The 23,714-nt window shown below is 30.6% G+C and carries 18 protein-coding genes; 5 read left to right on the forward strand and 13 right to left on the reverse strand.

What is annotated here, in order from left to right; genetic code table 11:
* Positions 1-54 precede the first annotated feature (54 nt).
* Positions 55-255, reverse strand: coding sequence for a cold-shock protein (locus KGNDJEFE_RS07205; RefSeq protein WP_006440166.1), 201 nt, complete (start codon positions 253-255; stop codon positions 55-57).
* Between the two features lie 286 nt (positions 256-541).
* On the opposite strand from KGNDJEFE_RS07205, the gene KGNDJEFE_RS07210 reads away from it, so the two are divergent.
* Positions 542-1,405, forward strand: a complete 864-nt coding sequence (locus KGNDJEFE_RS07210) for a pyridoxamine kinase (RefSeq protein ID WP_006440165.1) — start codon at positions 542-544, stop codon at positions 1,403-1,405.
* 25 nt (positions 1,406-1,430) lie between these two features.
* Entirely contained in the window at positions 1,431-2,567 is a 1,137-nt protein-coding gene (locus KGNDJEFE_RS07215) for an MGDG synthase family glycosyltransferase (protein ID WP_006440164.1), read from the forward strand.
* A gap of 76 nt (positions 2,568-2,643) precedes the next feature.
* Here KGNDJEFE_RS07215 and KGNDJEFE_RS07220 read toward each other — a convergent pair whose 3' ends face one another.
* Positions 2,644-4,545: a type I glutamate--ammonia ligase gene (locus tag KGNDJEFE_RS07220; protein WP_006440163.1), complete on the reverse strand. Its 1,902-nt coding sequence runs from the start codon at positions 4,543-4,545 to the stop codon at positions 2,644-2,646.
* Between the two features lie 278 nt (positions 4,546-4,823).
* Between KGNDJEFE_RS07220 and KGNDJEFE_RS07225 the strand changes: the two genes are divergently transcribed.
* Positions 4,824-5,633, forward strand: a complete 810-nt coding sequence (locus KGNDJEFE_RS07225; protein ID WP_050754656.1) for a 3'-5' exonuclease — start codon at positions 4,824-4,826, stop codon at positions 5,631-5,633.
* Positions 5,634-5,676: 43 nt separating this feature from the next.
* Here the strand turns inward: KGNDJEFE_RS07225 and KGNDJEFE_RS07230 are convergent, their stop codons facing one another.
* From KGNDJEFE_RS07230 to KGNDJEFE_RS07240, 3 genes are all read right to left on the reverse strand, one after another.
* The gene (locus KGNDJEFE_RS07230) at positions 5,677-6,999 is read right to left on the reverse strand and encodes an IS3 family transposase (RefSeq protein WP_148881763.1); all 1,323 of its coding nucleotides are present in this window, start codon (positions 6,997-6,999) and stop codon (positions 5,677-5,679) included.
* Between the two features lie 149 nt (positions 7,000-7,148).
* On the reverse strand, positions 7,149-7,901 hold the full coding sequence (locus KGNDJEFE_RS07235; protein ID WP_006440161.1) for an exodeoxyribonuclease III: 753 nt from the start codon (positions 7,899-7,901) through the stop codon (positions 7,149-7,151).
* 19 nt (positions 7,902-7,920) lie between these two features.
* A complete protein-coding gene (locus KGNDJEFE_RS07240; RefSeq protein ID WP_040410437.1) occupies positions 7,921-8,886 on the reverse strand; it encodes a galactose-1-phosphate uridylyltransferase in 966 nt (321 codons plus the stop codon).
* A 356-nt stretch (positions 8,887-9,242) separates the two neighbouring features.
* Here KGNDJEFE_RS07240 and KGNDJEFE_RS07245 point away from each other — a divergent pair, with 356 nt between their 5' ends.
* Both KGNDJEFE_RS07245 and KGNDJEFE_RS07250 read left to right on the forward strand, forming a co-directional pair.
* A complete protein-coding gene (locus KGNDJEFE_RS07245; protein ID WP_006440159.1) occupies positions 9,243-10,442 on the forward strand; it encodes a pyridoxal phosphate-dependent aminotransferase in 1,200 nt (399 codons plus the stop codon).
* A gap of 201 nt (positions 10,443-10,643) precedes the next feature.
* On the forward strand, positions 10,644-11,456 hold the full coding sequence (locus tag KGNDJEFE_RS07250; RefSeq protein WP_006440158.1) for an undecaprenyl-diphosphate phosphatase: 813 nt from the start codon (positions 10,644-10,646) through the stop codon (positions 11,454-11,456).
* Positions 11,457-11,522: 66 nt separating this feature from the next.
* Here the strand turns inward: KGNDJEFE_RS07250 and KGNDJEFE_RS07255 are convergent, their stop codons facing one another.
* The 8 genes from KGNDJEFE_RS07255 to KGNDJEFE_RS07290 all read right to left on the reverse strand — a co-directional run bounded on the left by KGNDJEFE_RS07255 (position 11,523) and on the right by KGNDJEFE_RS07290 (position 23,673).
* The gene (locus tag KGNDJEFE_RS07255; RefSeq protein WP_006440157.1) at positions 11,523-13,328 is read right to left on the reverse strand and encodes a DEAD/DEAH box helicase; all 1,806 of its coding nucleotides are present in this window, start codon (positions 13,326-13,328) and stop codon (positions 11,523-11,525) included.
* Between the two features lie 128 nt (positions 13,329-13,456).
* The gene (gene rny, locus KGNDJEFE_RS07260) at positions 13,457-14,998 is read right to left on the reverse strand and encodes a ribonuclease Y (protein WP_006440156.1); all 1,542 of its coding nucleotides are present in this window, start codon (positions 14,996-14,998) and stop codon (positions 13,457-13,459) included.
* A 339-nt stretch (positions 14,999-15,337) separates the two neighbouring features.
* The gene (gene recA / locus KGNDJEFE_RS07265; protein WP_006440155.1) at positions 15,338-16,423 is read right to left on the reverse strand and encodes a recombinase RecA; all 1,086 of its coding nucleotides are present in this window, start codon (positions 16,421-16,423) and stop codon (positions 15,338-15,340) included.
* A 256-nt stretch (positions 16,424-16,679) separates the two neighbouring features.
* The gene (gene pgsA / locus KGNDJEFE_RS07270; protein ID WP_006440154.1) at positions 16,680-17,222 is read right to left on the reverse strand and encodes a CDP-diacylglycerol--glycerol-3-phosphate 3-phosphatidyltransferase; all 543 of its coding nucleotides are present in this window, start codon (positions 17,220-17,222) and stop codon (positions 16,680-16,682) included.
* Entirely contained in the window at positions 17,206-18,543 is a 1,338-nt protein-coding gene (gene rimO / locus KGNDJEFE_RS07275; protein WP_006440153.1) for a 30S ribosomal protein S12 methylthiotransferase RimO, read from the reverse strand. Before rimO ends, pgsA begins: the two co-directional genes overlap by 17 nt.
* A gap of 62 nt (positions 18,544-18,605) precedes the next feature.
* Positions 18,606-20,951 carry an FtsK/SpoIIIE family DNA translocase gene (locus tag KGNDJEFE_RS07280; protein WP_006440152.1) on the reverse strand — a complete coding sequence of 782 codons (2,346 nt, stop codon included), beginning with the start codon at positions 20,949-20,951 and terminating at the stop codon, positions 18,606-18,608.
* 247 nt (positions 20,952-21,198) lie between these two features.
* Entirely contained in the window at positions 21,199-22,404 is a 1,206-nt protein-coding gene (gene dapG / locus KGNDJEFE_RS07285) for an aspartate kinase (RefSeq protein ID WP_006440151.1), read from the reverse strand.
* Between the two features lie 24 nt (positions 22,405-22,428).
* Positions 22,429-23,673, reverse strand: coding sequence for a M16 family metallopeptidase (locus KGNDJEFE_RS07290; protein ID WP_006440150.1), 1,245 nt, complete (start codon positions 23,671-23,673; stop codon positions 22,429-22,431).
* Between the last annotated feature and the right edge of the window lie 41 nt (positions 23,674-23,714).

Consider the following 23,714-nt stretch of genomic DNA (forward strand, 5'->3'; position numbering starts at 1 on the left):
TTTTCCAGAATATCGAACTCATCTATATGAATTTATTCATAATCCAAATTATTATTATAATTTAACTACATTAGCAGCCTGAGGTCCTTTTGCACCATCTACTACTTCAAATTCAACTTTCTGTCCTTCTTCTAATGATTTGTATCCTTCAGTCTGTATAGCTGAGAAATGTACGAATACATCATCTTCTCCTTCTACAGATATAAATCCAAATCCTTTTTCGTTGTTAAACCATTTTACTACACCAGTTTTCATAATTAGTAAATCCTCCTAGAACTAAAACACTTAAGCTATTTAATTATATCCATTTAACAATATTATAAAATAAATTTCAAATATATATCAACTAAATAAGCCTATATCTAATATTAACATATAATGTACTTTTATGTCAAATATTATTTATTTTCTGATTTTTAATGTATTTAACTTTTTTTACTGTATCCATACATTTGCACTTGTATTTAAAATTTAATTTCAAAGCTTTCTATAGTATGATAAAATTATTCTTGTTAAGTAAAAAATATTTTAGGAGGATAAAATGCAGAAAAAAATTGCAGCAATCAACGATCTTTCAGGTATAGGTAAATGTTCACTTACTGTTGCTATACCTATAATTTCAGCTTTAGGAGTACAATGCTGCCCTCTTCCAACAGCAATCCTTTCATCTCAGACAGGATATCCACACTTTACATTTTTGGATTTCACTTCTGAAATGAAAAACTATACAGATACATGGAAAAAATTAAATCTTTCTTTTGATACAATTTACAGCGGATTTTTAGGATCTATTGAGCAAATAGATCTTGTAATAGAGTTTATTTCTAAAAATCCGGATGCATTTATTGTTGTCGATCCTGTTATGGGAGATGAAGGACAGATATACTCTGTTTTCTCAGAAAAAATAATTCATGAGATAAAGGAACTTGTTAAATTAGCTGATTTAACTACACCTAATATAACTGAGGCATGTCTTCTTACTGGTAGATCCGGTGAATATGATACATTAACTAGAAAAGACATTGAAGATATTGCTAAACAGATATCTGATATGGGACCTTCAAAAGTTGTCATAACTGGTATACATGAAGACAATAAAAAAACAATAACAAACTTTGTGTACGATAAAGATGCAAATAAAAAGACTTTTATATCTAAAGATTACTTAAAATCATCTTATAGCGGTACAGGAGATATTTTTGCTTCTATTGTCAGTGGTATGATTACCGGTGGATTTGATTTTGAATTTGCCGTAAATACAGCTGTAGATTTTGTTACTAATGCGATTGAATATACTTCTAATTTTGATATAAGCAGAAATGATGGAGTTATGTTTGAATACTATTTACAGGATTTAACAAAACTAGGAGCAAAAGTTTTTGAAAGAGATAAAACATTAAGATAATATTTTTGAGGTTAGGAGTGATAACTTGTCTATTCTTTCAGGTAAAACAATACTTATTCTTACTGCTGGCTTTGGAGCAGGCCATGTAAGTGCTGCAAATGCTATAAAAGATGCTATTTTAAAAAATGAAGAAAATGTAAATATAGTAATAAGAAATTTTATAGATGCTAGTGTACCTAAGCTAAATAAGCCTATGGTAAAATTCTACGAGCAAAATACTAAATATACACCAGAGCTTTATAATTGCTATTATTATTTGAAGAAATCTTTTTCTTCAAAATACGATATAGCTCATAAAGTTTATACACCAAAGTTATCTAAGTTTATAGAGGATCTAAATCCAGACCTTATAATATCTACATTTCCTCTTGCTGCAGCTTGTGTAAACAACTTCAGAAATTCTGATGAAGGATACTTTATACCTGCTGCCACAGTAATTACGGATGTTGTGGATAGTATGGAGTGGATTTTTGAGAATACAGAGCTTTACTTTGTTCCATCAATAGAAATAAAAAATAGATTTATGCAGAGAGGAATTTCTCCAGATAAGGTTGAAGTTGTAGGTGTTCCTATAAGCAGTAAGTTTAGAGTTGAAAATAAAGAACATTTCCCAGGAAAATATAGAATAATAATACTTGGTGGTGGACGTGGTCTATTTGATATTTCTGAAGATTTTATGAGATGGATTGATGAATTTATTTCAACTGAGGAAGGAAAATCATTAGAAGTCACTATAGTCACTGGTACAAATAAAAAGCTTTACGACAATCTAACTGAAAAAGAACCTCTACAAAATATAAAGGTTTTAGGTTATGTGAATAATATGGATGAACTTTTAAAAAGCCACGATTTAATGATGACAAAACCTGGTGGAGCAACTCTTTTTGAAGCTATATACACAAAGACTCCTCTTATGGTAAAAATACCAAGACTTGGTCAGGAAATAGAAAATGGTAAGTTTATTATAGATAAGGGAATCGGTCTTATGTATAGCGATGAAAAAGATTTAAGAGAGATATTAAAGAATATTGCTTCTGGTAAATCTGATTCTATATTATCATTTATGAACCACAATATAGAACAGTTTAGACAGACTATATATCCTGAGAATATCGCCCTTTATTTGGAAAGACTTTTAGAAAAATATGAAAATCATAAATAGATAAAAGGACTGTTTTTACAGTCTTTTTTTATGTAAAAAGGGTTGTTGCAAAATTGCAACAACCCTTTATATATTATTAATATATATTCTTTTTATATTTTAGATATAACTGTTCTATATCATTCATCTTACGTTTCATTTCTAACTGAAGTCTTGATGCTTCTGCGTATTCTTTATTATCAACAGCATTTCTAACTCTAGTAAATAAAGACTCTTTTGTAAGAGTATCTTTCATTAAATCGTATTTCATATCAGATATTGACTTCCATATAACTTCATCTATAGCATCAGTATTTTCTGGAGTGTGAAGTTTTTTAAGAGCTCTTATTCTAGTTATATTCTGCTCTATTAATCTTGTTTTTAATTTTTTCTGCCATTTATCTATAGCACCAACTTTGAATGACTGTATTACCGCATCTGTAAATACATTTCCCTGTTTTAAGCATTTTAATTTATATGAGAATTTTTCTATATTCTTCATATTTTCAAATACTGTAGCTGGAGGATTTCCAAATCTTTTTCTTCTTTCATCTTCACTATAGTATTCAAATATATCGTGCTCATCTCTATATGCTCTGTCTTTTTCTAGGTAAAATCCTTCTTCACCTGGCTGTTTAGATAATTCTTTTTCTAATTCTTTTGGACCAAATCCACTTTCTGCTGCAGCTCTTATACCTTCTATCATTGCCTGATATCCGGCTGCTATAACAAGGTATTTATTTGATAATGGGTTTGGAGATCTAAGCTCAAATCTCAATGTTTTAGGGTTTTTCATATCTCTTATTAAACCTACTAAAACTGATCTATTTCTTGAAGGCTGTTCATATGAGTGTCCTAAAGAAGTAACTATACATATAGGAGCTTCAAATCCAGGTACAAGTCTGTTGAATCCATCTATTGATGATGTTACAAATGGATTTATAACTTCATAATTATAAAGCATACCCATAAGTGCTCCATATCCAGCTATACTTAAATAATCGCTTTTCATATCTACTGGAGCAAATACATTCTGTCTTTTTCCGTTCTTTAATAATACACTTACACCAAAGTGAGTATGTCCACCATTTCCTGCAACACCATCTATTGGTTTAGCTTTAAAAGTAACTTCTAGTCCATGAGCAGTAAATACATCTTCTACAACATCTCTAACTAGTAGCTCGTTGTCAGCAGCCTGTAGTGGTGTTGAGAATTTCCATGATATTTCTAGCTGCTCCATAGCGTGATTAGTCTTACCTTCTATACTTATAGAGCTTGGTATACCACCAACTTCTTTATGAGCCATTTCTGGTTCTATTCCCATTTTTCCAAGTATTATTAACGACTCTTCTAAGCAAGTTCTTATAACACCATGAGTTCTCTTCCAGTACTGTTCTTTTAAGCTCTGAGAAATGTATAATTTTTCAAGATCTGCTTTATCTTCTGGAGTATTTACCCAGAATTCTAATTCAGTAGCCGCAGTAAGACCTATATCTTCTATTTCATCAGCTGATTCTATGCCTAAATTTTCTAGAACTTTTGGATATGTTTTAAATACATCCATTAAAGATTCTTTAAAGTATTTATCTGCTTTCTGAAGTATACCTCTTGAGCATACTTTTTTATTGTCATGTATTAAGAATGCTGGTATTTTTAAAGTTCCTACAGGTAATCCTGTTTCTTCATCTATAAATTCCATATTATAATCTACATACCATCTACAATCTCTGTCTGGCATAAGATCGACTTTTGCATTGTTTAAAGTAGCTATATTGTAAAGCTCAACACTCGAACCATCAGTCTGTACTGCTGATGCTAAGAAATCATCTATGTCATCAAGTAAGAATTTAACTGGTATTTTTTCATCAGTTGCATTTCCACCAAGGTCAACCCCCATTAACGATACAAATTTTATATTAGGATTTTCCTCAAGTATTCTTTTAATATCTTCCTTTGTATGTTCGTTTTTTTCAATTGTGTATAGTAGCTCTTTTCCCATATGACTTATCCCTCTTTTCCTAAAGTGTTTTTTGCATAAATTTATGTACTTTTTTTATTCTTACAAAAAAAATATTCGTGTTTTTTATTTTCTTATTATATAACATATACAGATTATCTGCAATGTTTTTTGATAATTCAACGTTTTCACATAATATATTTCTTTTCAATAAATATATTATATTTTTATATTTCCTATACAAATATTTTATTGATTTACTGATTTCGTTTTTTGTATTATACTATTTATATTAATTTCATTATTTTATGGAGGTTATGATGGAGTATATAGTATTTGACCTAGAGTTTAATCAAGGCTTCAATAAAAAGACTAACAAGACTTTTTCAGATAATGCATGCCCATTTGAGATTATCCAGCTAGGTGCTGTCAAATTAGATAGTAATTTTAATATAATTGCAGCATTTGATACTTTTATAAAGCCTTGTCTTTATACATCTATGCATCCTTATGTGGCTAAAATTACAGGAATTTGTATGGAGGATTTAGAGAATGCTCCTACCTTTAAAGAGGCATTTAAAAAATTTACAGAATTTGTAGCAAGTGACGACCCTATATTTTGTGTATGGGGAAAAAGTGATTTAAGAGAGCTTTATAGAAATATAAAATACCACAATCTTCCAGATTTATCTCTTCCAAAATCGTACATAGACGTTCAGTACTATGCTTCTGATTTTATAAATCATACTACAGCTCAGTCTATAGGCCTTGAAAATGCTGTAATTGCCCTTAATCTTGAGGACACTGTTGCATACCACAATGCTTTAAACGATGCTTATTATACAGCTAAAGTTTTTGCATCTATTAATCCTAAAGCTATCAAGCCTAATATATACATATATACAAATTTGTCAGATAGCTCATCTTTTGGCCTAGATCCATTAGATGAGGATGTTTTTCTAAAAGAATGCGATGATTTTTCTAAAGTATTGAACAGAAATCTATCTAAAGATGAAAAGAAAATTCTTAGTATGGTGCAATTCATAAAAAACAATGTAAGCGACGAGGAAATATTGAGAAGACGCAGTTTAAAGAAAAGATTAAAAAGACATAAAAAAAGAGACAGGTAATTAATAAAATGGTCCCTATGTCAAGGACATATATAAAAAAGTCTTAAGCAGCAAGCAGCTGACTTCTATATTGAATAGGAGTCAGCTGTTTTAAATTCCACTGACAACGATCATTATTATAATAATCCATATAATCATCTATTAAACTTTTTAACTCTTCAAATGTATTGCAACTTTTATAATCTATTTCATCTTTCATATGACCAAAGAATGACTCCTGCGGAGCATTGTCCCAACAATTACCTTTTCTAGACATAGATTGACCTAAATTATATTTTTTTAACAAGTTCTGAAAAATAGTACTTGTATAATGAACTCCTTGATCAGAATGAATAAATGCATCTTTATGTAATTTGTCTGAATTTGATAACATGAGATTGTTAATAGTTGAAATAACAATATCCATTTTTAAATTCTTCGATAAATGATACGATAAAATTTCATTCGTAGAAGAATCTTTTACAGTTGATAAATATGCTGTTTTCCCATTGCCGTACGGCATATACGTAATATCAGTTAAAAGTACTTTTCCTGGTATACCTTGTTTAAATTCTCTATTCAATTTATTAGGAACTGTGTGATGTTCTTTTCTTGCTTTTCCCATACGTTTAGCTGGATTTGACTCGCGAATAGGACATTTAATTCCATATTTTTTCATTATTCTTTGAATTTTTTTTCTGTTAAATATTATATTAAATTTACTTTTTAAAATCATTTTTATTGAACGAGAACCTTTTTTGTATCCTCTGAACTTATATGCTTTAAGAATTATTTCTTTTGCTTCTAAATCCTTTTCTTCTTGTTTGCTTATTACATTCTTGTTTTTTAAATAGTTATAAAATCCAGATCTAGATACTCCTGCAACAATACATAGATGTTTTATCATTTTTTTTAAACAATATTTATTTATTACATCATTAATTAATTTGAATATTTTCACCGAAGGTAGCTTATTATTCATCACCTGCCTTTCTTCGAAGTCTAGCTTTTTTACTAGTTCTAGCTCTGCTTTAAGATATGCTATTTCAGCATCCTTCTTATCTATTATCTCTTTATCTGTTAATTTTCTTTTTCTTGGTCTTCCAGAATTATTAACTCTAGAATCATCTAGTCCCAAAATACCATTTTCTTTATATGACTTTCTCCATCGCTCGCTAGCGCATTTAATACGTTTTGCACCTATGATGTTAGTGTCAAAACCTGCTTCTTTAAATATCTGTGTTGGATTTTTTCCCTTATTGTATTCTGTTATGAAATGTATTTTAAATTCATTTGTATATGTTATTGATTTACAGCTTACATTCTTTACAAATGGATTTTTTGATAGCTCTAATGTTTCTTCTTTACTAAATTGTTTTTTACTCATAAATTACTCACCTCTATATTAAAATTATACAAAAAAAGAACCTATAGATGAAACACCTTTTTACAAGTGTCCATTCTATAGGTTCCATTTTATAAGACCTATCTCTTTTTTATTTTATTCAATTTTATTGTTCGCTATATATCGTACATTTATTCTATAACCAATTCTACTGGGCAGTGGTCAGATCCTAGTACTTCATTATGTATTTTAGCACTTACAAGTCTGTCCTTCATGCTTTCTGATGTGCAGAAATAGTCAATACGCCATCCTGCATTGTTCTTTCTAGCATTAAATCTATAAGACCACCAAGAATACATTCCCTCTGCATCTGGGTAGAAATATCTAAACGTATCTATAAATCCACTTTCTAAGAACTCAGTAAATTTATTTCTTTCTTCATCTGTAAATCCAGCATTTTTTCTATTAGTTTTAGGATTTTTTAAGTCTATTTCTTTGTGCGCTACATTTAAATCTCCACACATAACTACTGGCTTTTTAGAATCTAGATTTTTTAGATATGCTCTAAAATCATCTTCCCATCTCATTCTATACTCTAATCTTTTTAGTTCAGTCTGAGAATTAGGAGTATATACTGTTACAAAATAGAAATCTTCAAACTCTAATGTTATTACTCTACCCTCATGGTCGTGTTCGTCTATTCCTATTCCATATGCTACTGATAAAGGTTTTTTCTTAGTAAATATAGCCGTACCAGAATATCCTTTTTTATCAGCATAGTTCCAATAAGATTCATATCCTTCTGGATTTAAATCTATCTGTCCTTCCTGTAGCTTAGTTTCCTGTAAGCAGAATATATCTGCATCTACTTCATTGAAAAAGTCCATAAACCCTTTTGTTACGCAGGCTCTAAGACCATTTACATTCCATGATATAAATTTCATTATTTCTCTCCAATCAATTTTATTCTTCTATCCTCATTTGTTTTGCTATTTCTTCTGGTGGATAAGAGCTAACATACATATTTGTACTAAGTTCAAAACCGCCATAATTAAATTTTCTAGGGAATATATGTATATGTAAGTTAAAATATTCCTTAGTTTCTATTCCATTTGGATGTGCATGAACCCATATATTAAAAGGCATTATACCAAACATCTTCTTATAATTTGCAAAAATACCTTTAAATGCATATGATAATTCATCAATATCTAAAGAATCCAAATTCTCAAATTTCACACCTTTGTTAAAAATTATTCTAACTTCGGTTGGATTCTTACTAGCTGAAGGTATTATAGCTATAAATCTTGTTCCAGAATAAACAAGTCTTTCTTTATATTCCTTCTCATCTTTTATAATGTCTTCATATAAATTTGTATTTTCCCATCCATAATAATCATGTGCTACCAACAATTCTTTATGTATTTCTGGTGGTATAATTGATAAAGCTGTTATCTGGGCATGAGGATGCATTAATGATGCTCCAGATTTTCTTAAAAAGTTCTTGAATAGATTTACATATTCTATTCCTCTTTGACCTATTAAATATTTATACCTATTTACATATAATTCAAACATAATTTTAAATTCTTCTTCAGACATATTGAAAAAGTTGGCATTGTGTCTATAGCTTTCTATTATTACCTCATGAACTCCAAATACCTCATCAGAACTCATATCAACTATAGGATATTTATTTTTAATAGACTTTGCAACCCATTGTCCATCAACAACTATTTCCTCTGTTGCGTCATCTGTCTGATGCTCATTTCCTCTACAGAAGGGACAATTTTCTTCGTATTCTTTTATTATATCATCCTCTTCCATAGGCATGTTCTTTTTGACATTATCTAACGGCCTAGATGCTCTTTCTCTGGCAAATATTATAATATCATTATTTGTAGGATCAACTCTTAGTTCTTTCTTCAAGTCGGCACCTCCTAGCACAATTCTTTTTTAAAATGAAATTTATAAATTCAATTTTTATTTTATGAAATTTATTAGTTTTATTATATCAGATTTTGATTAAAAATTCTCTTTTCTATCTGAAAAAAATCATATAAAAAGATTTATTTTCTGAAAATTAGTTATTTTTTGTTAATTATATATTTGTCAATAAATTTTGAATAAATAGGGTGTTTTTTTCAATTGTATATGTTATTATGTAAGAGGAAAAGCTTTTTTAAAAGCTACACAATATTTAATATATCTTAATTATATTACACATTATTAATTTAAAATACTAATAATGTAGTATAGAGATTATTTTAGGGGGTACTTATAAAATGAATAATTTTTCAAACAGAGTTACTGCTATGCAGGCATCACCAATAAGAAAGCTAGTTCCTTTTGCAACAGCTGCAAAAGCTGACGGTGTTAAAGTTTATCACCTTAATATAGGACAGCCAGACATAAAAACTCCAAGAGGATTCTTCGATGCAGTTAAAAACTTCGACGATGAAGTATTAGAATATGCTGTATCTCAGGGTATACCAGAACTTATAGAAGCTCTTCAGGATTACTACAAAACTTACGATATGCACTTTGACAAAGACGAACTTCTTATAACTAATGGTGGATCTGAAGCATTATTATTCGCTATGATGGCTACTTGCGATCCAGGAGACAAACTTTTAATACCAGAACCATTCTACACTAACTACAATGGATTTGGACAGTGTGTAAACGTTGGAGTTGCTCCAATAACAACTAAAGCAGAAAATGGATTCCACTTACCATCTAAAGAAGAAATACTTTCTAAAATAGATGATAAAGTTAAAGCAATACTTCTTTCAAACCCAGGTAACCCAACTGGTGCTATATACAGCAAAGAAGAATTAGAAATGATAGCTGAAATAGCTATAGAAAAAGATTTATGGATAATATCTGATGAAGTTTACAGAGAATTCGTATATGATGGATTAGAATATACAAGCTTCGGTAACTTAAAACAGGTTGAAGACAGAGTTATAATAATAGACTCAGTTTCTAAGAGATACAGTGCTTGTGGTGCAAGAATAGGATCTATAGCATCTAAAAACAAAGAACTTATAGCTCAGATAATGAAACTTTGCCAGGGAAGACTTTGTGTTCCAACATTAGAACAGATAGGTGCTGTTGAACTTTACAAAACTCCAGTATCTTACTTCAAAGAAGTTAACGATGAATACAGAAAAAGAAGAGACGTTCTTTATTCTGAATTAATGAAAGTTGATGGAGTTATATGTGAAAAACCAACTGGTGCATTCTATATAGTTGCTAAACTTCCAGTAGACAACGCAGAAGATTTCGTTAAATGGATGCTTACTGAATTCAGAGTTGACAACGAAACAGTAATGGCTACTCCAGCTGAAGGATTCTACGCTACTCCAGGACTAGGAAGAGACGAAATAAGACTTGCTTACATCTTAAAAGAAGAAGATTTAAGAAAAGCAGCTAAAATACTTAAAGAAGGTCTTGAAGCTTACGTTAAATTAAACAAATAATAAAATTTAATATATTTAAAAGAAGGATATAAATTATCCTTCTTTTTTTATTATTTCTTTAGATTTAATTTATTACGTCTTACTTGTTAACTTTCTTGCATTATGATATTATATTTTAGGTGTAGCATTGTTAAAAGTTATATTGCAAATACAATACTATGCTGCAAATACAATTAAATTTGAATTTTAGGAGGTAATATTTTGATAGAAATACTTAAAGCCGTCCTACTTGGGATAGTTCAGGGAATAACTGAATGGCTTCCTGTAAGTAGTACTGGACATATGATTCTTGTTGATGAATTTGTAAAACTTAATTTCTCACCAACATTTATAAGTACATTCCTTGTAGTTATACAGTTTGGATCAATTTTAGCAGTTTTACTTATATTCTTCAAAAAATTAAATCCTTTTGACTCTAGTAAGAGTAAAGTTGAAAAGAAAGAAACTTTAAGCCTATGGGCAAAGGTAATCGTAGCAGTTATACCATCTGGTATAATAGGTGTGTTATTTGAAGAGGATATAGACCGTTTATTCTTCAATTCTACTACTGTTGCACTAGCTCTTATAATATACGGGGTTATAATGATAGTTATAGAAAATAGAGATAAAAAACCTGCAGTTTCTGACTTCTCTGAGGTATCTTATAAGCTTGCTATAGGAATAGGTCTATTCCAGTGTCTAGCACTTATACCAGGTACATCAAGATCTGGTTCAACAATAATAGGTGCTACTCTACTTGGAGCGTCTAGATATGTTGCTGCAGAATTCTCATTCTTCCTAGCAATACCTACTATGCTTGGAGCAAGTTTACTAAAATTAGTTAAAACTGGATTTGCATTTACAGGATTTGAATGGTTAGTATTAGGAGTTGGATCTGTTGTAGCATTTGTAGTTTCTGTTATAGTTATAAAATTCTTTATGGACTACATCAAAAAACACGACTTCAAAGCTTTCGGATACTACAGAATAGTTCTTGGTATAATTGTTCTATTATACTTCGGATTTATTAAGTAATATTGAATATAAAAAATAAAGGGACTTTTATTTTGACAATATCGTCATTATAAAGTCCCTTTTCTTTTACATATTTATTATCTTTTCACTTTCAACAGTGTCGTTTATAACCTTTATTATATCGCTTGTATCCTCGCTAAACGTTGTTACAAAACTTACATAGTCTGTAGCTCTGTTCACAGCGTGATATACCTTGTTTATATCTCCCGCAAAGTCATTCACCTGATAATCCTGGCTAGTGTCTGCTATCTTCTGATTATAAAGCATTTCTAACTCACATATTATAACAGCCTTAAACTCTAAGCTCTTAACTGTATATATATTAGATATTGTTACACCATTTTTTCTACTTAAACTAGTAAGATTTTCATCAGATACTATTACCTCTATTCCAGCATCGTCTAATGCTTTCTTTATCATATACTGGAAATAAATAGTTTTTCCATTTTTCAATCTCTTTTTGTTAAATGGATATATTATCGCTATATCAGAGTAATCTAGTCCCTTTTTATTCACAAAATACTCTATTTCCCAAATAACTGAACTTATCTGGTCATCTAAATCACTAACCTTTATAAGCGCTACCTGATTTTTACCAGATTCTCTTACTGGATCTGATTCTAAAAATACATCTCTTTTTATATCAGATCTTATTTCCTTGTAGTATTTATCTGCATTCTGCCCAAGCTTATTAGAAAAATCTACAAGACTTCCTGTCTGTCTATAGTTTTTCTTTAGATTTACAATCTTATCTATGTGTATATTCTCGTATTTATTTTTGAATATATTCATATTATTTGTAAGATTTGTAGCTTTACAGTTAAATATATTGAAAATATGTTTTGTCTTGTATAAGAATTCTTCTAAGAATTTTATCTGATCCTCGCTGAAGTTTTCAGCCTCATCTATAAAAATTCCCTTGAACATTCTTTTATTTTTTATAACATTTTTAGCCTGCTTTATCAGATTTTCAAATGTTTTTTCATAGTCTTTTTTTAGCATTCCATAGTCAAATACTAGATTATACATTCTAGCTAACTTAAATACAAATGAGCTAAACGTATGAACTTCTAAATTTGATATATCGTTACAAAGCACTTCTAGTTTTTCTCTTAAATCCCCACTAGACTGCTTATTTTCCGTTATTATAAGGAATTTATGGTGTGGGTATATCTTTGATAGCTTTATAGCTCTACTAAGCATTAGAGACGTTTTTCCCGTTCCTGATGCACCATTGTAAAGAGTTGTTCCATAATGTATTGAATCTGCCTCTACAATCTGGCTATTTTCCATAACAGCTGCTGTATACTCATATTCATTGCTAAAGAATGAAATCTTTTTAAAATTCTTATTTAGATGTAACTTACTATCTAAAATGTAGTACTCAGAACAAACATCAAATAGGAATAAGTTTAAAATTATTTCATCGTTTTCATCCTTCATATAATCATCTAAAGATTTTTCATTGTTCATAAGCATTTCAAATCCATCTTTATCGATTATATTATTTTTTACAAAGTCACCATATTCATATGGATCTTCTATACTTACATAAGGCATTACAAACATATAATCATATGATATTTGATTGTGATTTTGCTGCATTTTTATTTTTAATAAGTCGTATTCTTCGCTCATTATCTCTAAAAGTTCTTCATCCAATATAGAGAATAACTCATCAGTAGTATTCATAAACTTAAGAAATAGAACCTTGTTATCCTTTATGTAAAGCATATCAGTATTTACACCTTTAAAAGGTATAACCTTAGGAATTATCCTTCCCTCATCTTTTATCTTTTCATAAAATGTTTTTTCTATTTCTTTAAGCTTCAGGGCTTCTAATTGCGAATTTATATTTTCGTAATAGTTCATTAAATCTCCCCCTTTATATTCTCTATTATATATTTAAACATAAGTATCTCTATTCCCTTTTTTTATGGATATTAAATTTATATTTTATACATAAAAAGCTATCTCATACGAGATAGCTTTTACATTCATTATTTTGCATATTCTATTGCTCTAGTTTCTCTTATTATGCTTACTTTTATCTGGCCTGGATATTCAAGTCCTTCTTCTATTTTCTTAGTCATATCCCTAGCTAATAGATGTAATTCTTCATCGCTAACTTCTTCTGGTTTTACCATTATTCTTATTTCTCTACCAGCCTGTATTGCAAATGATTTTTCTACACCTTCATAAGAATTGGCTATCTCTTCAAGTTTTTCAAGTCTCTTAATGTATGCTTCTAGAGTTTCACGTCTAGCACCAGGTCTAGCTGCTGATATAGCATCTGCAGCAGTAACTAATACAGCTTCTATAGTCTGTGGTTCGTAGTCTCCATGGTGAGTTGACATAGCATGTATAACTTCTTTAGATTCTTTGTATCTTCTTAATAAGTCCATACCTATTTCAACGTGAGTACCTTCCATTTCATGGTCAACAGATTTACCTATGTCATGAAGAAGACCTGCTCTCTTAGCTAATTTAACGTCTACACCTAATTCAGATGCCATTATACCAGCTATATGAGCAACCTCTATAGAATGTTTAAGGACATTCTGGCCATAACTAGTTCTGTAGTTTAATCTACCAAGAAGTTTTATAAGCTCTGGATGAAGTCCATGCACACCTGTTTCAAATGCTGCCTGTTCTCCATATTCTTTTATTATGTTTTCAACTTCTTTTCTAGCTTTTTCTACCATTTCTTCTATTCTTGCTGGATGTATTCTACCATCTGCTATAAGTTTTTCAAGAGCTATTCTAGCTACTTCTCTTCTTATAGGGTCAAATCCAGAAAGTATAACTGCTTCAGGAGTATCATCTATTATTAGATCTATTCCTGTTAATGTTTCAAGTGTTCTTATGTTTCTACCTTCTCTACCGATTATTCTTCCTTTCATTTCGTCATTTGGAAGATTTACAACTGTAACAGTTGTTTCGGCAACGTGATCTGCTGCACATTTCTGTATAGCATATCCTATTATTTCTCTAGCTTTCTTTTCAGCTTCGTCTTTTGCCTGAGATTCTACTTCTTTTATCATTATAGACATCTCACGTCTAACATCTCTTTCAGCATTTGTAAGTATGATTTCTTTAGCCTTTTCTGAGCTTATTCCTGAAATACTTTCAAGTTTTTCAAGCTGTTTGTGCTTTATGATTTCTACTTCTTCCTCTTTTTTGTCTAATGCTTTTACTTTGTCTCTAAGATTTGCTTCTTTTGATTCAAGTTCAGATGTTTTTTTGTCAAGATTTTCTTCTTTCTGTAAAACTCTTCTTTCGTACTTCTGTACTTCGTTTCTTCTTTCTCTGTTCTCTTTCTCTGCTTCTGTACGCAATTTATGAATTTCTTCTTTAGCTTCTAATAGTTTTTCTTTTCTTACTGTTTCAGAATCATGGTTTGCTTTATCTATAATTTCTTTAGCTCTAGTTTCGGCCTGGCCAACTTTAGCTTCAGATATATTTCTTCTAACAAAATAACCTACTATTATTCCGACTATTGCGCAACCTAACGCCACTAATATCTTATCTATGACATCCACCTCCTCTTTAGTATTAATAACTACTGTAAAAAACAGCAGTTTTCAGGATTCCTCCCTTAATTTTTTCATTTTCCATTTTCATATTAACTCTCATATTCCAGTATCTTAAACTTTTTAAAGAATATATTATTTTATTGGATCTAGTTAAGTTTGGATAAAATACCCTCTTTTAATTTTATAATGTTTTCATAAGCATGTCAAGATTGTGTGATTATAATACTTTCAATATATTCATCATTTTTTCACAAAATTTTCAATTATTTTTTGTTACACTTAAATTTATACCAAAAAAAGAGAGCTATTAAACAGCTCTCTTGTATATTTTTATCTAAATTTTTATTATTTTGCAGGATTTTCTTCTTTAACTGCTTTTGTATCTTTTTTAGTATCAGCTTTTACTTCTTCTACAACATCGTCTTCTGGAGAAGTACCATCTAAGTGATAGTAATGTCTTACTTTAGCTTCTATTTCATTAGTTAAATCCATATTATCTTCTAAGAATTTCTTAACATTTTCTCTACCCTGACCTAATTTAACATCCTGGTAGTTATACCAAGAACCAGATTTTTTAACAACATCTATATCAGCTGCTATATCTAGTAAGTCACCTATTTTAGATATACCCTGTCCATACATTATATCGAATTCTGCCTGTTTGAATGGTGGTGCAACTTTATTTTTAACAACTTTTACTCTTGTTCTACTTCCTAAAACTTTATCTCCCTGTTTTATAGTGTCTATTTTTCTAACATCTAATCTTACAGAAGAGTAGAATTTAAGTGCACGTCCACCAGTAGTTGTTTCTGGGTTACCAAACATTATACCAACTTTTTCTCTTAACTGGTTGATGAATATTGCAACACAGTTAGATTTCTTTATTGAACCTGTTAATTTTCTAAGAGCCTGAGACATAAGTCTTGCCTGAAGACCAACATGAGAATCCCCCATATCACCTTCTATTTCGGCTTTAGGAACTAATGCAGCAACAGAGTCGACTACTATTATGTCTATAGCACCACTTCTTATAAGAGCCTCTGCTATCTCTAGTGCCTGTTCTCCTGTGTCTGGCTGAGATATTATAAGGTTTTCTACGTCTACACCTAATGCTTTAGCATACACTGGATCTAATGCGTGTTCTGCATCTATGAATGCTGCTATTCCTCCATCTTTCTGTGCTTCTGCTACACAGTGAAGTGCAACAGTAGTTTTACCAGAAGATTCTGGTCCATATATCTCAACTATTCTTCCTTTTGGAAGACCGCCTATACCGATTGCTATATCTAGTCCTATAGAACCAGTAGATATTGTATCTATTTCTAGAGAAGTAGCTTCTCCTAATCTCATTACTGAACCTTTACCAAAGTCTTTTTCTATTTTACCCAATGCTTCGTTAAGGGCTTTTAATTTTTCCTGATCTACACTCATCACGATTCTCCTCTCAATTTATATATCAAACATTTGTTCTATCTTTTTCATATACTTATTATATCGTATAAAAACACACTCGTCAATAAATAAGATTCGTTAAAAAATTTTTATTTTTAAAACGATATAAAATATATAAATTCTTCTTCTATTTTATTTATTGACATATCAATTAAAATTTAAACAAAATTTTTATAAAAAAAGAACTATTACAAAATTGCAATAGCTCTTTTAATCGATTTGAAATAATTTAAAATTATTTAGAATTCATAAATACGTGTCTATTTCCGTATAGATATTCCCATCCTGAGTAAAGAGTTAGAAGTGTAGCTATTATTAATAAAATATTTCCTATCATTAAGATTGTCATATTTCCTAGATGTGCTCCAAATAGTAATAAAACTATTGAAACCATCTGAGTAGCTGTCTTCCATTTTCCACTCTTACCAGCTGCTATAACAGTACCATCAGCCGCTGCTATAGCTCTAAGAATACTTACTGATAATTCTCTGGCAACTATTATTATTACCATCCAACCAGCAGCTAAATCAGCTTCTATCATACATATTAGCGTAGATATAACTAAAAGTTTATCTGCTAATGGATCCATAAATTTACCAAAATCAGTGACTAGATTATATTTTCTAGCTATTTTACCGTCTAGCATATCTGTAAGTGATGCAACTATAAATATTATACAAGCTATTAAAAACTTAGCTGGTATATCCATCATCATAACAATTACTAGAATAGGTATAAGAAATACTCTGAATAAAGTTAATTTATTCGGCAAGTTCATCTACAACATCTCCAATCAAATCATATTCCATAGCTTCTGTTATATAAACATTTACAAAGCTACCTATTTCTAATTCTTCGTCTGAATTAACGTATACAACACTGTCTATTTCCTCAGCATCGCCCTGAGTTCTACCAACATATACACCTTCTTCAGCCTCTTCTTCTATAAGAACTTCAAATACTTTGTCTTCTCTTTTCTGATTTATTTCCTCAGATATTGCCTGCTGAACCATCATGACTCTATCTCTTCTCTCTTCTTTGATTTCTTCGTCCATGTGTCCATCCATTCTATCTGCAGGAGTATCTTCTTCTCTTGAATACGCAAATGCACCTAATCTATCGAATTTTATTTCTTTCATAAATTCTATTAACTCTTCTAGATCTTCTTCTGTTTCTCCTGGGAATCCAACGATAACAGTGGTTCTTATTACAGCATCTGGTATTTTACTTCTTATCATCTCAACTTTATTTCTTATATCTTCTTTAGATGTTCTTCTGTTCATTCTTTTTAATACTCTGTTGCTTGCATGCTGTATTGGCATATCAAAGTAGCTACATATATTGTCGTGAGCAGCTATAACATCTATTAATTTTTCAGTTATTGATTCTGGGTAAGAATACATTATTCTTATCCATTTTATACCTTCTATCCCTGCTAATTCTTCTAATAACTCAGCAAGTTTTGCTTCTCCGTATAAATCCTCACCGTATCTAGTAGTATCCTGAGCTATTACAACTAATTCTTTTACTCCTTCTGCAGCAAGAGTTTTAGCTTCTTCTACTATATCTTCTATTTTTCTACTTCTGTATTTTCCTCTTAATTTAGGTATTATACAGTATGTACAGTGGTTAGAACATCCTTCACCTATTTTTAAATAAGCCATATGTTCTGGAGTAGATACATATCTAGGTAAAGTTTCATCAAATGCAAATTCTATATTTCCTATTTCTGTTACATTCTTTTCACTTTCTAATCTATCTATTATTTCAGATATATTCATAAAGTTACCAGTCCCAACTATTGCATCTATTTCTGGTATTTCTTCTAATAATTCATCTGCATATCTCTGTGCTAGACATCCAGTAACTATTAGATATTTAAGTTTTCCAAATTCTTTTAACTGAGATAATTCAACTATTGTATCTATTGATTCCTGTTTTGCATCTCTTATAAATCCACAAGTATTAACAATTATTATATCTGCTTCGGCGAATTCTTCTACAAATTCGTACCCTTTTTCTTTTAAGATCCCTGTCATTATCTCTGCATCCATTAGATTTTTTGAACATCCTAGGGATTCAAGTGCTATCTTTAACATTTATTCTCCTTTCAATTTTAAAATTAAGGTGGAGTAATATCCACCTTAATTCTAGTTTTATATTATTTTTTCATTTCGTCTAACTGCTCTTTAGATATAAGGACTTTTCTAGGTCTACTTCCCTCATTCTGTCCAACTATACCTCTTTCTTCCATTGCATCTATCATTCTAGCAGCTCTATTAAATCCTATTTTGAATTTTCTCTGTAGCATTGAAGAAGATGCCTGTCCATTATTTACAACGAATTCGATTGCTTCTGGAAGTAATTCATCTTCGTCGTCGTGTTCCATATTTTTAATAGAAGATATTGTTTCGATAATATCCTCTTCATATTTAACCTCTTCATCTTTGAACTGTGATTTTACATAGTCTATTACGTTTTCTAGTTCTGAATCAGATATAAATGCTCCCTGAAGTCTTTCTGGTTTAGAAGCTCCTAGTGGATAGAATAACATATCTCCTTTTCCAAGAAGTTTTTCTGCTCCTCCCATATCAAGTATTGTTCTTGAGTCTGTCTGAGAAGATACGGCAAATGCTATTCTTGAAGGGATATTAGCTTTTATTACCCCTGTTATTACGTCTACAGATGGTCTTTGTGTAGCTATAACAAGGTGCATACCAGCTGCTCTTGCCTTCTGAGCTAATCTACATATATAATCCTCTACTTCTTTAGCACAAGTCATCATAAGATCCGCTAACTCATCTATTACAATAACTATGCTCGGCATTTTTTCTTCTGCCTTTTCATTATAGCTTTTTATATCTCTAACACCTGTATCACTAAATGCTTTATATCTTCTATTCATTTCACTAACAGCCCAATTTAAAGCATTTGCTGCTTTTGAAGGATCTGTAACTACTGGTATTAGAAGGTGTGGTATACCATTGTAGTTAGAAAGTTCTACTACTTTAGGGTCTATTAGAAGTAATTTAACTTCATCTGGTTTTGCTTTGAATAATATACTGTTTATAAGTGTATTTACACACACACTCTTACCAGAACCAGTTGAACCAGCTATTAAAAGATGTGGCATCTTAGCTATATCACTTACAAATATCTTACCAGAAACGTCTTTTCCAAGACCCATAGCAAGTGGAGATTTAAATTCTTTAAATTCCTTACTTTCTATTATCTCTCTGATTCCAACCATCTGAGTTTCTTCATTTGGAACTTCTATACCTATGGCATTTTTACCTGGTATAGGCGCTTCAATTCTTATACTTCTAGCCGCTAAACTAAGTGCTATATCATCCGTTAAATTAACTATTTTACTAACTTTTACACCTGGTTTAGGCTGAACTTCATATCTAGTTATTGTAGGACCTACTGTAACCTGACTTATTGTAGCCTCTACTCCAAAATCAGAAAGAGTTTTTTCTAATAATCCAGCATTTTTTATAACTGATTTCTTTACATTTTCATTTGATTTTTTATTTACTTTATTTAAAAGAGTCACTGGTGGAATCTTATAATTTTTATACTTTTCATTTTCTTCTACCGCATCAAAAGGCATAGTAGATTCCATAGTCTTAGGACTAACTGCAGAAGTTGTGTTCACAGCCTCTTCTTCAAACATTTTGCTATATGATTTTACATTATCATTTGAATTTGAAGTAGATGCACCTCTACTGAATATATCATCTTCAGGTGCTCTTTCCTGACTTTGTAATTCTTTTAATACATCAAGTTCAGACATAGTCTGAGTTCCTTCAAGTATTTCTAGGTAATCATCTTCTGCTTTATTGAATCCAACTATTTTTATAGTTTTATCATCATTAAATTCTTCTTCCTCTGGCTCTTCTTCTGCTTTATTGAACTTATTCTTTAAGCTACCAAACATACCTTTTTTGTCTTCTTTTTCATCTCTAGCGATCATAGTCTTATCGTCCATCTCATCTACTTCATCAGTAACTAGATTAAGTGCAGAGTCCTTCATTTTGCTAAGTCTTTCACGCATAGAAAGCCCACTATTTTTAGTTTCTTTAAATCTCTTGAACATATCGCTAACAGAAACGTTGCATATATAAACTATACTTATAATTAGTGCAAATATAGCTACTAACCAAGCACCAACTGTGCCGAATATTTTACACATATAGTATACGATTATAGTTGATATTAAACCGCATCCGTTTCCTGTTACTCCCTGATGCATTATTTCTGTCATCATACTCTGTTCAAATGGGCTACTTACAACTATGCTATTTGCGTGAAGTAGTCCATAGAATACAAACACAAATAGTATTATTACATAATAAACCTTTGTTTTTCTAAATCTATAGATATATTCATTTCCATCCATAAATCCTAGGACACCTGTCATTATAAGGAGAATTGGTATAAATATTGATAATCCTCCAAATAATCCTTTAAACATATTCTGTATGAACTGAGGTACCCAGCCCATAGAATTAGAGTTTAAGCTGTATAATAGGAATATACCTAAAAATATAGTTATAAGATTATGATATTCTGAGTTAAATCTTATTTTTTGTTTCTTTTTTCTTTTTTTCTTGTTTTTCAAACTCGCCAAAAATATCACTCCTTTTCCTTTCTAAAATTATAATATTTAACATTTTCAAAGTAAATTATCAAAATCAACATTATATTATTATATCACATATATGACATTTTCAACAAATTTAGATATTAAACTAACAACAGAATTTGCTGTGTATAGCATGAACAGCTTTTTCCATATCATTTTCGTCAACTAGGCAAGATATTGTCATACTAGAGTCAGATGTCTGTAATAGAGGTATTTCAGCCTCTTTAAGACCTCTTGCAACTTTAGACATTACTCCAGGTATTCCTGTCATAGATGATCCTATAAGAGTTACCTTTGCACAATTTGTTTTTATTTCGTAATTAACGCCATTATCTTTTAATATTTTTTCTAGTGAGTCCTTATCTTTTTCATCTATTACAAATGCTTTTTCTCCTATAAAGAAGTTTATCATATCCATACTTATATTTTTTTCTTCCATTTCAGATAATATATCTGTAAAAGTTCCGTTGTCTTTTATTTTTATTTGTACTATATCTCTTTTATTAGCTACAGCAAATCTTTCTTCTTTGCAGCAACATTCAAATCCATCATTTTCTATATTTTTTACTGAGCAAATTTTTGTTCCTTCATAGCTTGGATTTAATGTGTTTTTTATAGCTAGAGTTATATTTCCATCTTTTGCTATCTGAACAGCTCTTGGATGTATTACCTTAGCTCCTTTATCAGCCATCTGGAATACTTCTTCGTAATCAATGTAATCAAGTACTTTTGCATCTGGCTCTACTCTTGGGTCAGCAGTCATTATTCCGTCTACGTCTGTATATATTTCCACGTATTTACACCCTAAAGCTTTTCCAAGTGCAACAGCAGAAGTATCTGAGCCACCTCTTCCAAGTGTGTTTATATCTCCTCTATCATCTCCACCCTGGAATCCCGCTACAACTACGACTTTACCATCTTCAAGCTCTCTTTTTATTCTACTAGGATCTATGTCTTTTATCTTTGCATCTGAATAAACACCATTTGTCATCATACCTGCCTGGCTACCTGTAAATGCAACCGCCTCTACTCCATTAGCAGTAAGCATACTAGCCATAAGTGTAGAAGATATTATTTCTCCACAAGACATAAGCATGTCTTTTTCTCTATCAGTAGGATTATTTGTAACCTGCTCTAAAAGACCTAATAGAGTATCTGTTGCATATGGATCTCCTTTTCTACCCATTGCAGATACAACTATCACTACATCATTTCCTATTTCTTTAGTTTTTTTAACTATTTCACATACTTCAGCCATTTTTTCAAAATTAGCTACTGAAGTACCACCAAATTTCTGAACTATTATACTCATCTTAACCTCCTAAAATATGAGCTTCTACAACTCAATTTCACTTACGCCTTTTCCAACAACACATACGCCCATTTTATCTATATCTAGTACATCTTTTATTACCCTATTTATATCCTCCATAGTTATAGAGTTTAATCCTTCTATAACATCTTCTAAGGTTTCAACCTTTCCAGTTATAAGCATATACTTTCCTATAGCACTCATTCTACTCTCAGTGCTCTCCATCCCCAGCATAAACTCACCTTTTAGCTGCTCCTTAGAGTTTTTTAATTCTTCCTCAGTTATTCCATTTTCATTAAGAGATACAATCTCTTCTTTTATTAATCTATATACGTCCTCTAGATTTTCTGTACTCATACTAGCATATATTCCAAGCTCTCCCTTATCCCGATAGAATTCCTGCTCTGAATATATAGAGTATACAAGTCCTTCATCTTCTCTAATTCTCTGGAATAATCTAGATGTAGAACTTCCTCCTAACACATTGTTTATTATATCTATCGTATATACATCGTTTGAGCTAGAGCCTATATTTTCGCACTCAAAACAAATAGCTAGATTTGTCTGCTCATAATCTCTATCCTTCTTAACAACACAAGGATTGAATATCTCATCTTGTAGATTATAGTTTGGCTTTTCTCCATGCCAATTTGCAAACTTATCTTCTATAAGCTTAACAGTTTCATCAAAATCAAAATTTCCACATATTGAAAGAACTGCATTTTCTGGAACATAGAATTTTTCAAAGTAATCTAAAATAGCTTCTCTATTCATACTCTTAATAGATTCTTTGCTACCAAGTATGTTCTTTCCTATACCTTTATTATCATAGACTTTTTCAAGTAGTATGTCATATGTTAAATCCTCTGGGGAATCCTCGTACATTTTTAATTCCTCTGTTATTACACTCTTTTCTCTTTCGATGTCTTTTTCATCGAATTTAGAATTTAATATCATATCAGAGAGAATATCTATCCCTATATTCAAATGTTCATCAAGGAGTCTTACATAATAACAAGTACACTCTCTACCTGTAAAAGCATTAATTACACCGCCTAAATTTTCGATTTCTGCAACCAACTGTTTTGATGTTCTATTTTTAGTACCTTTAAACATCATATGCTCTATAAAGTGAGATACACCGTCTATATAATTTTCTTCTGTTTTTATTCCTGCTCTAAACCATATCCCCATAGATATCGATTTAAAGTAAGGAATTTCCTCGGCTATAATTGTAAGCCCATTTTTTAATTTTTTCGTTTTGTACATAACTCCTCCAAAAACATTTATTCTTTACTCCATTATACTAT

Source organism: Peptacetobacter hiranonis (assembly GCF_008151785.1).
Taxonomy (GTDB): domain Bacteria; phylum Bacillota; class Clostridia; order Peptostreptococcales; family Peptostreptococcaceae; genus Peptacetobacter; species Peptacetobacter hiranonis.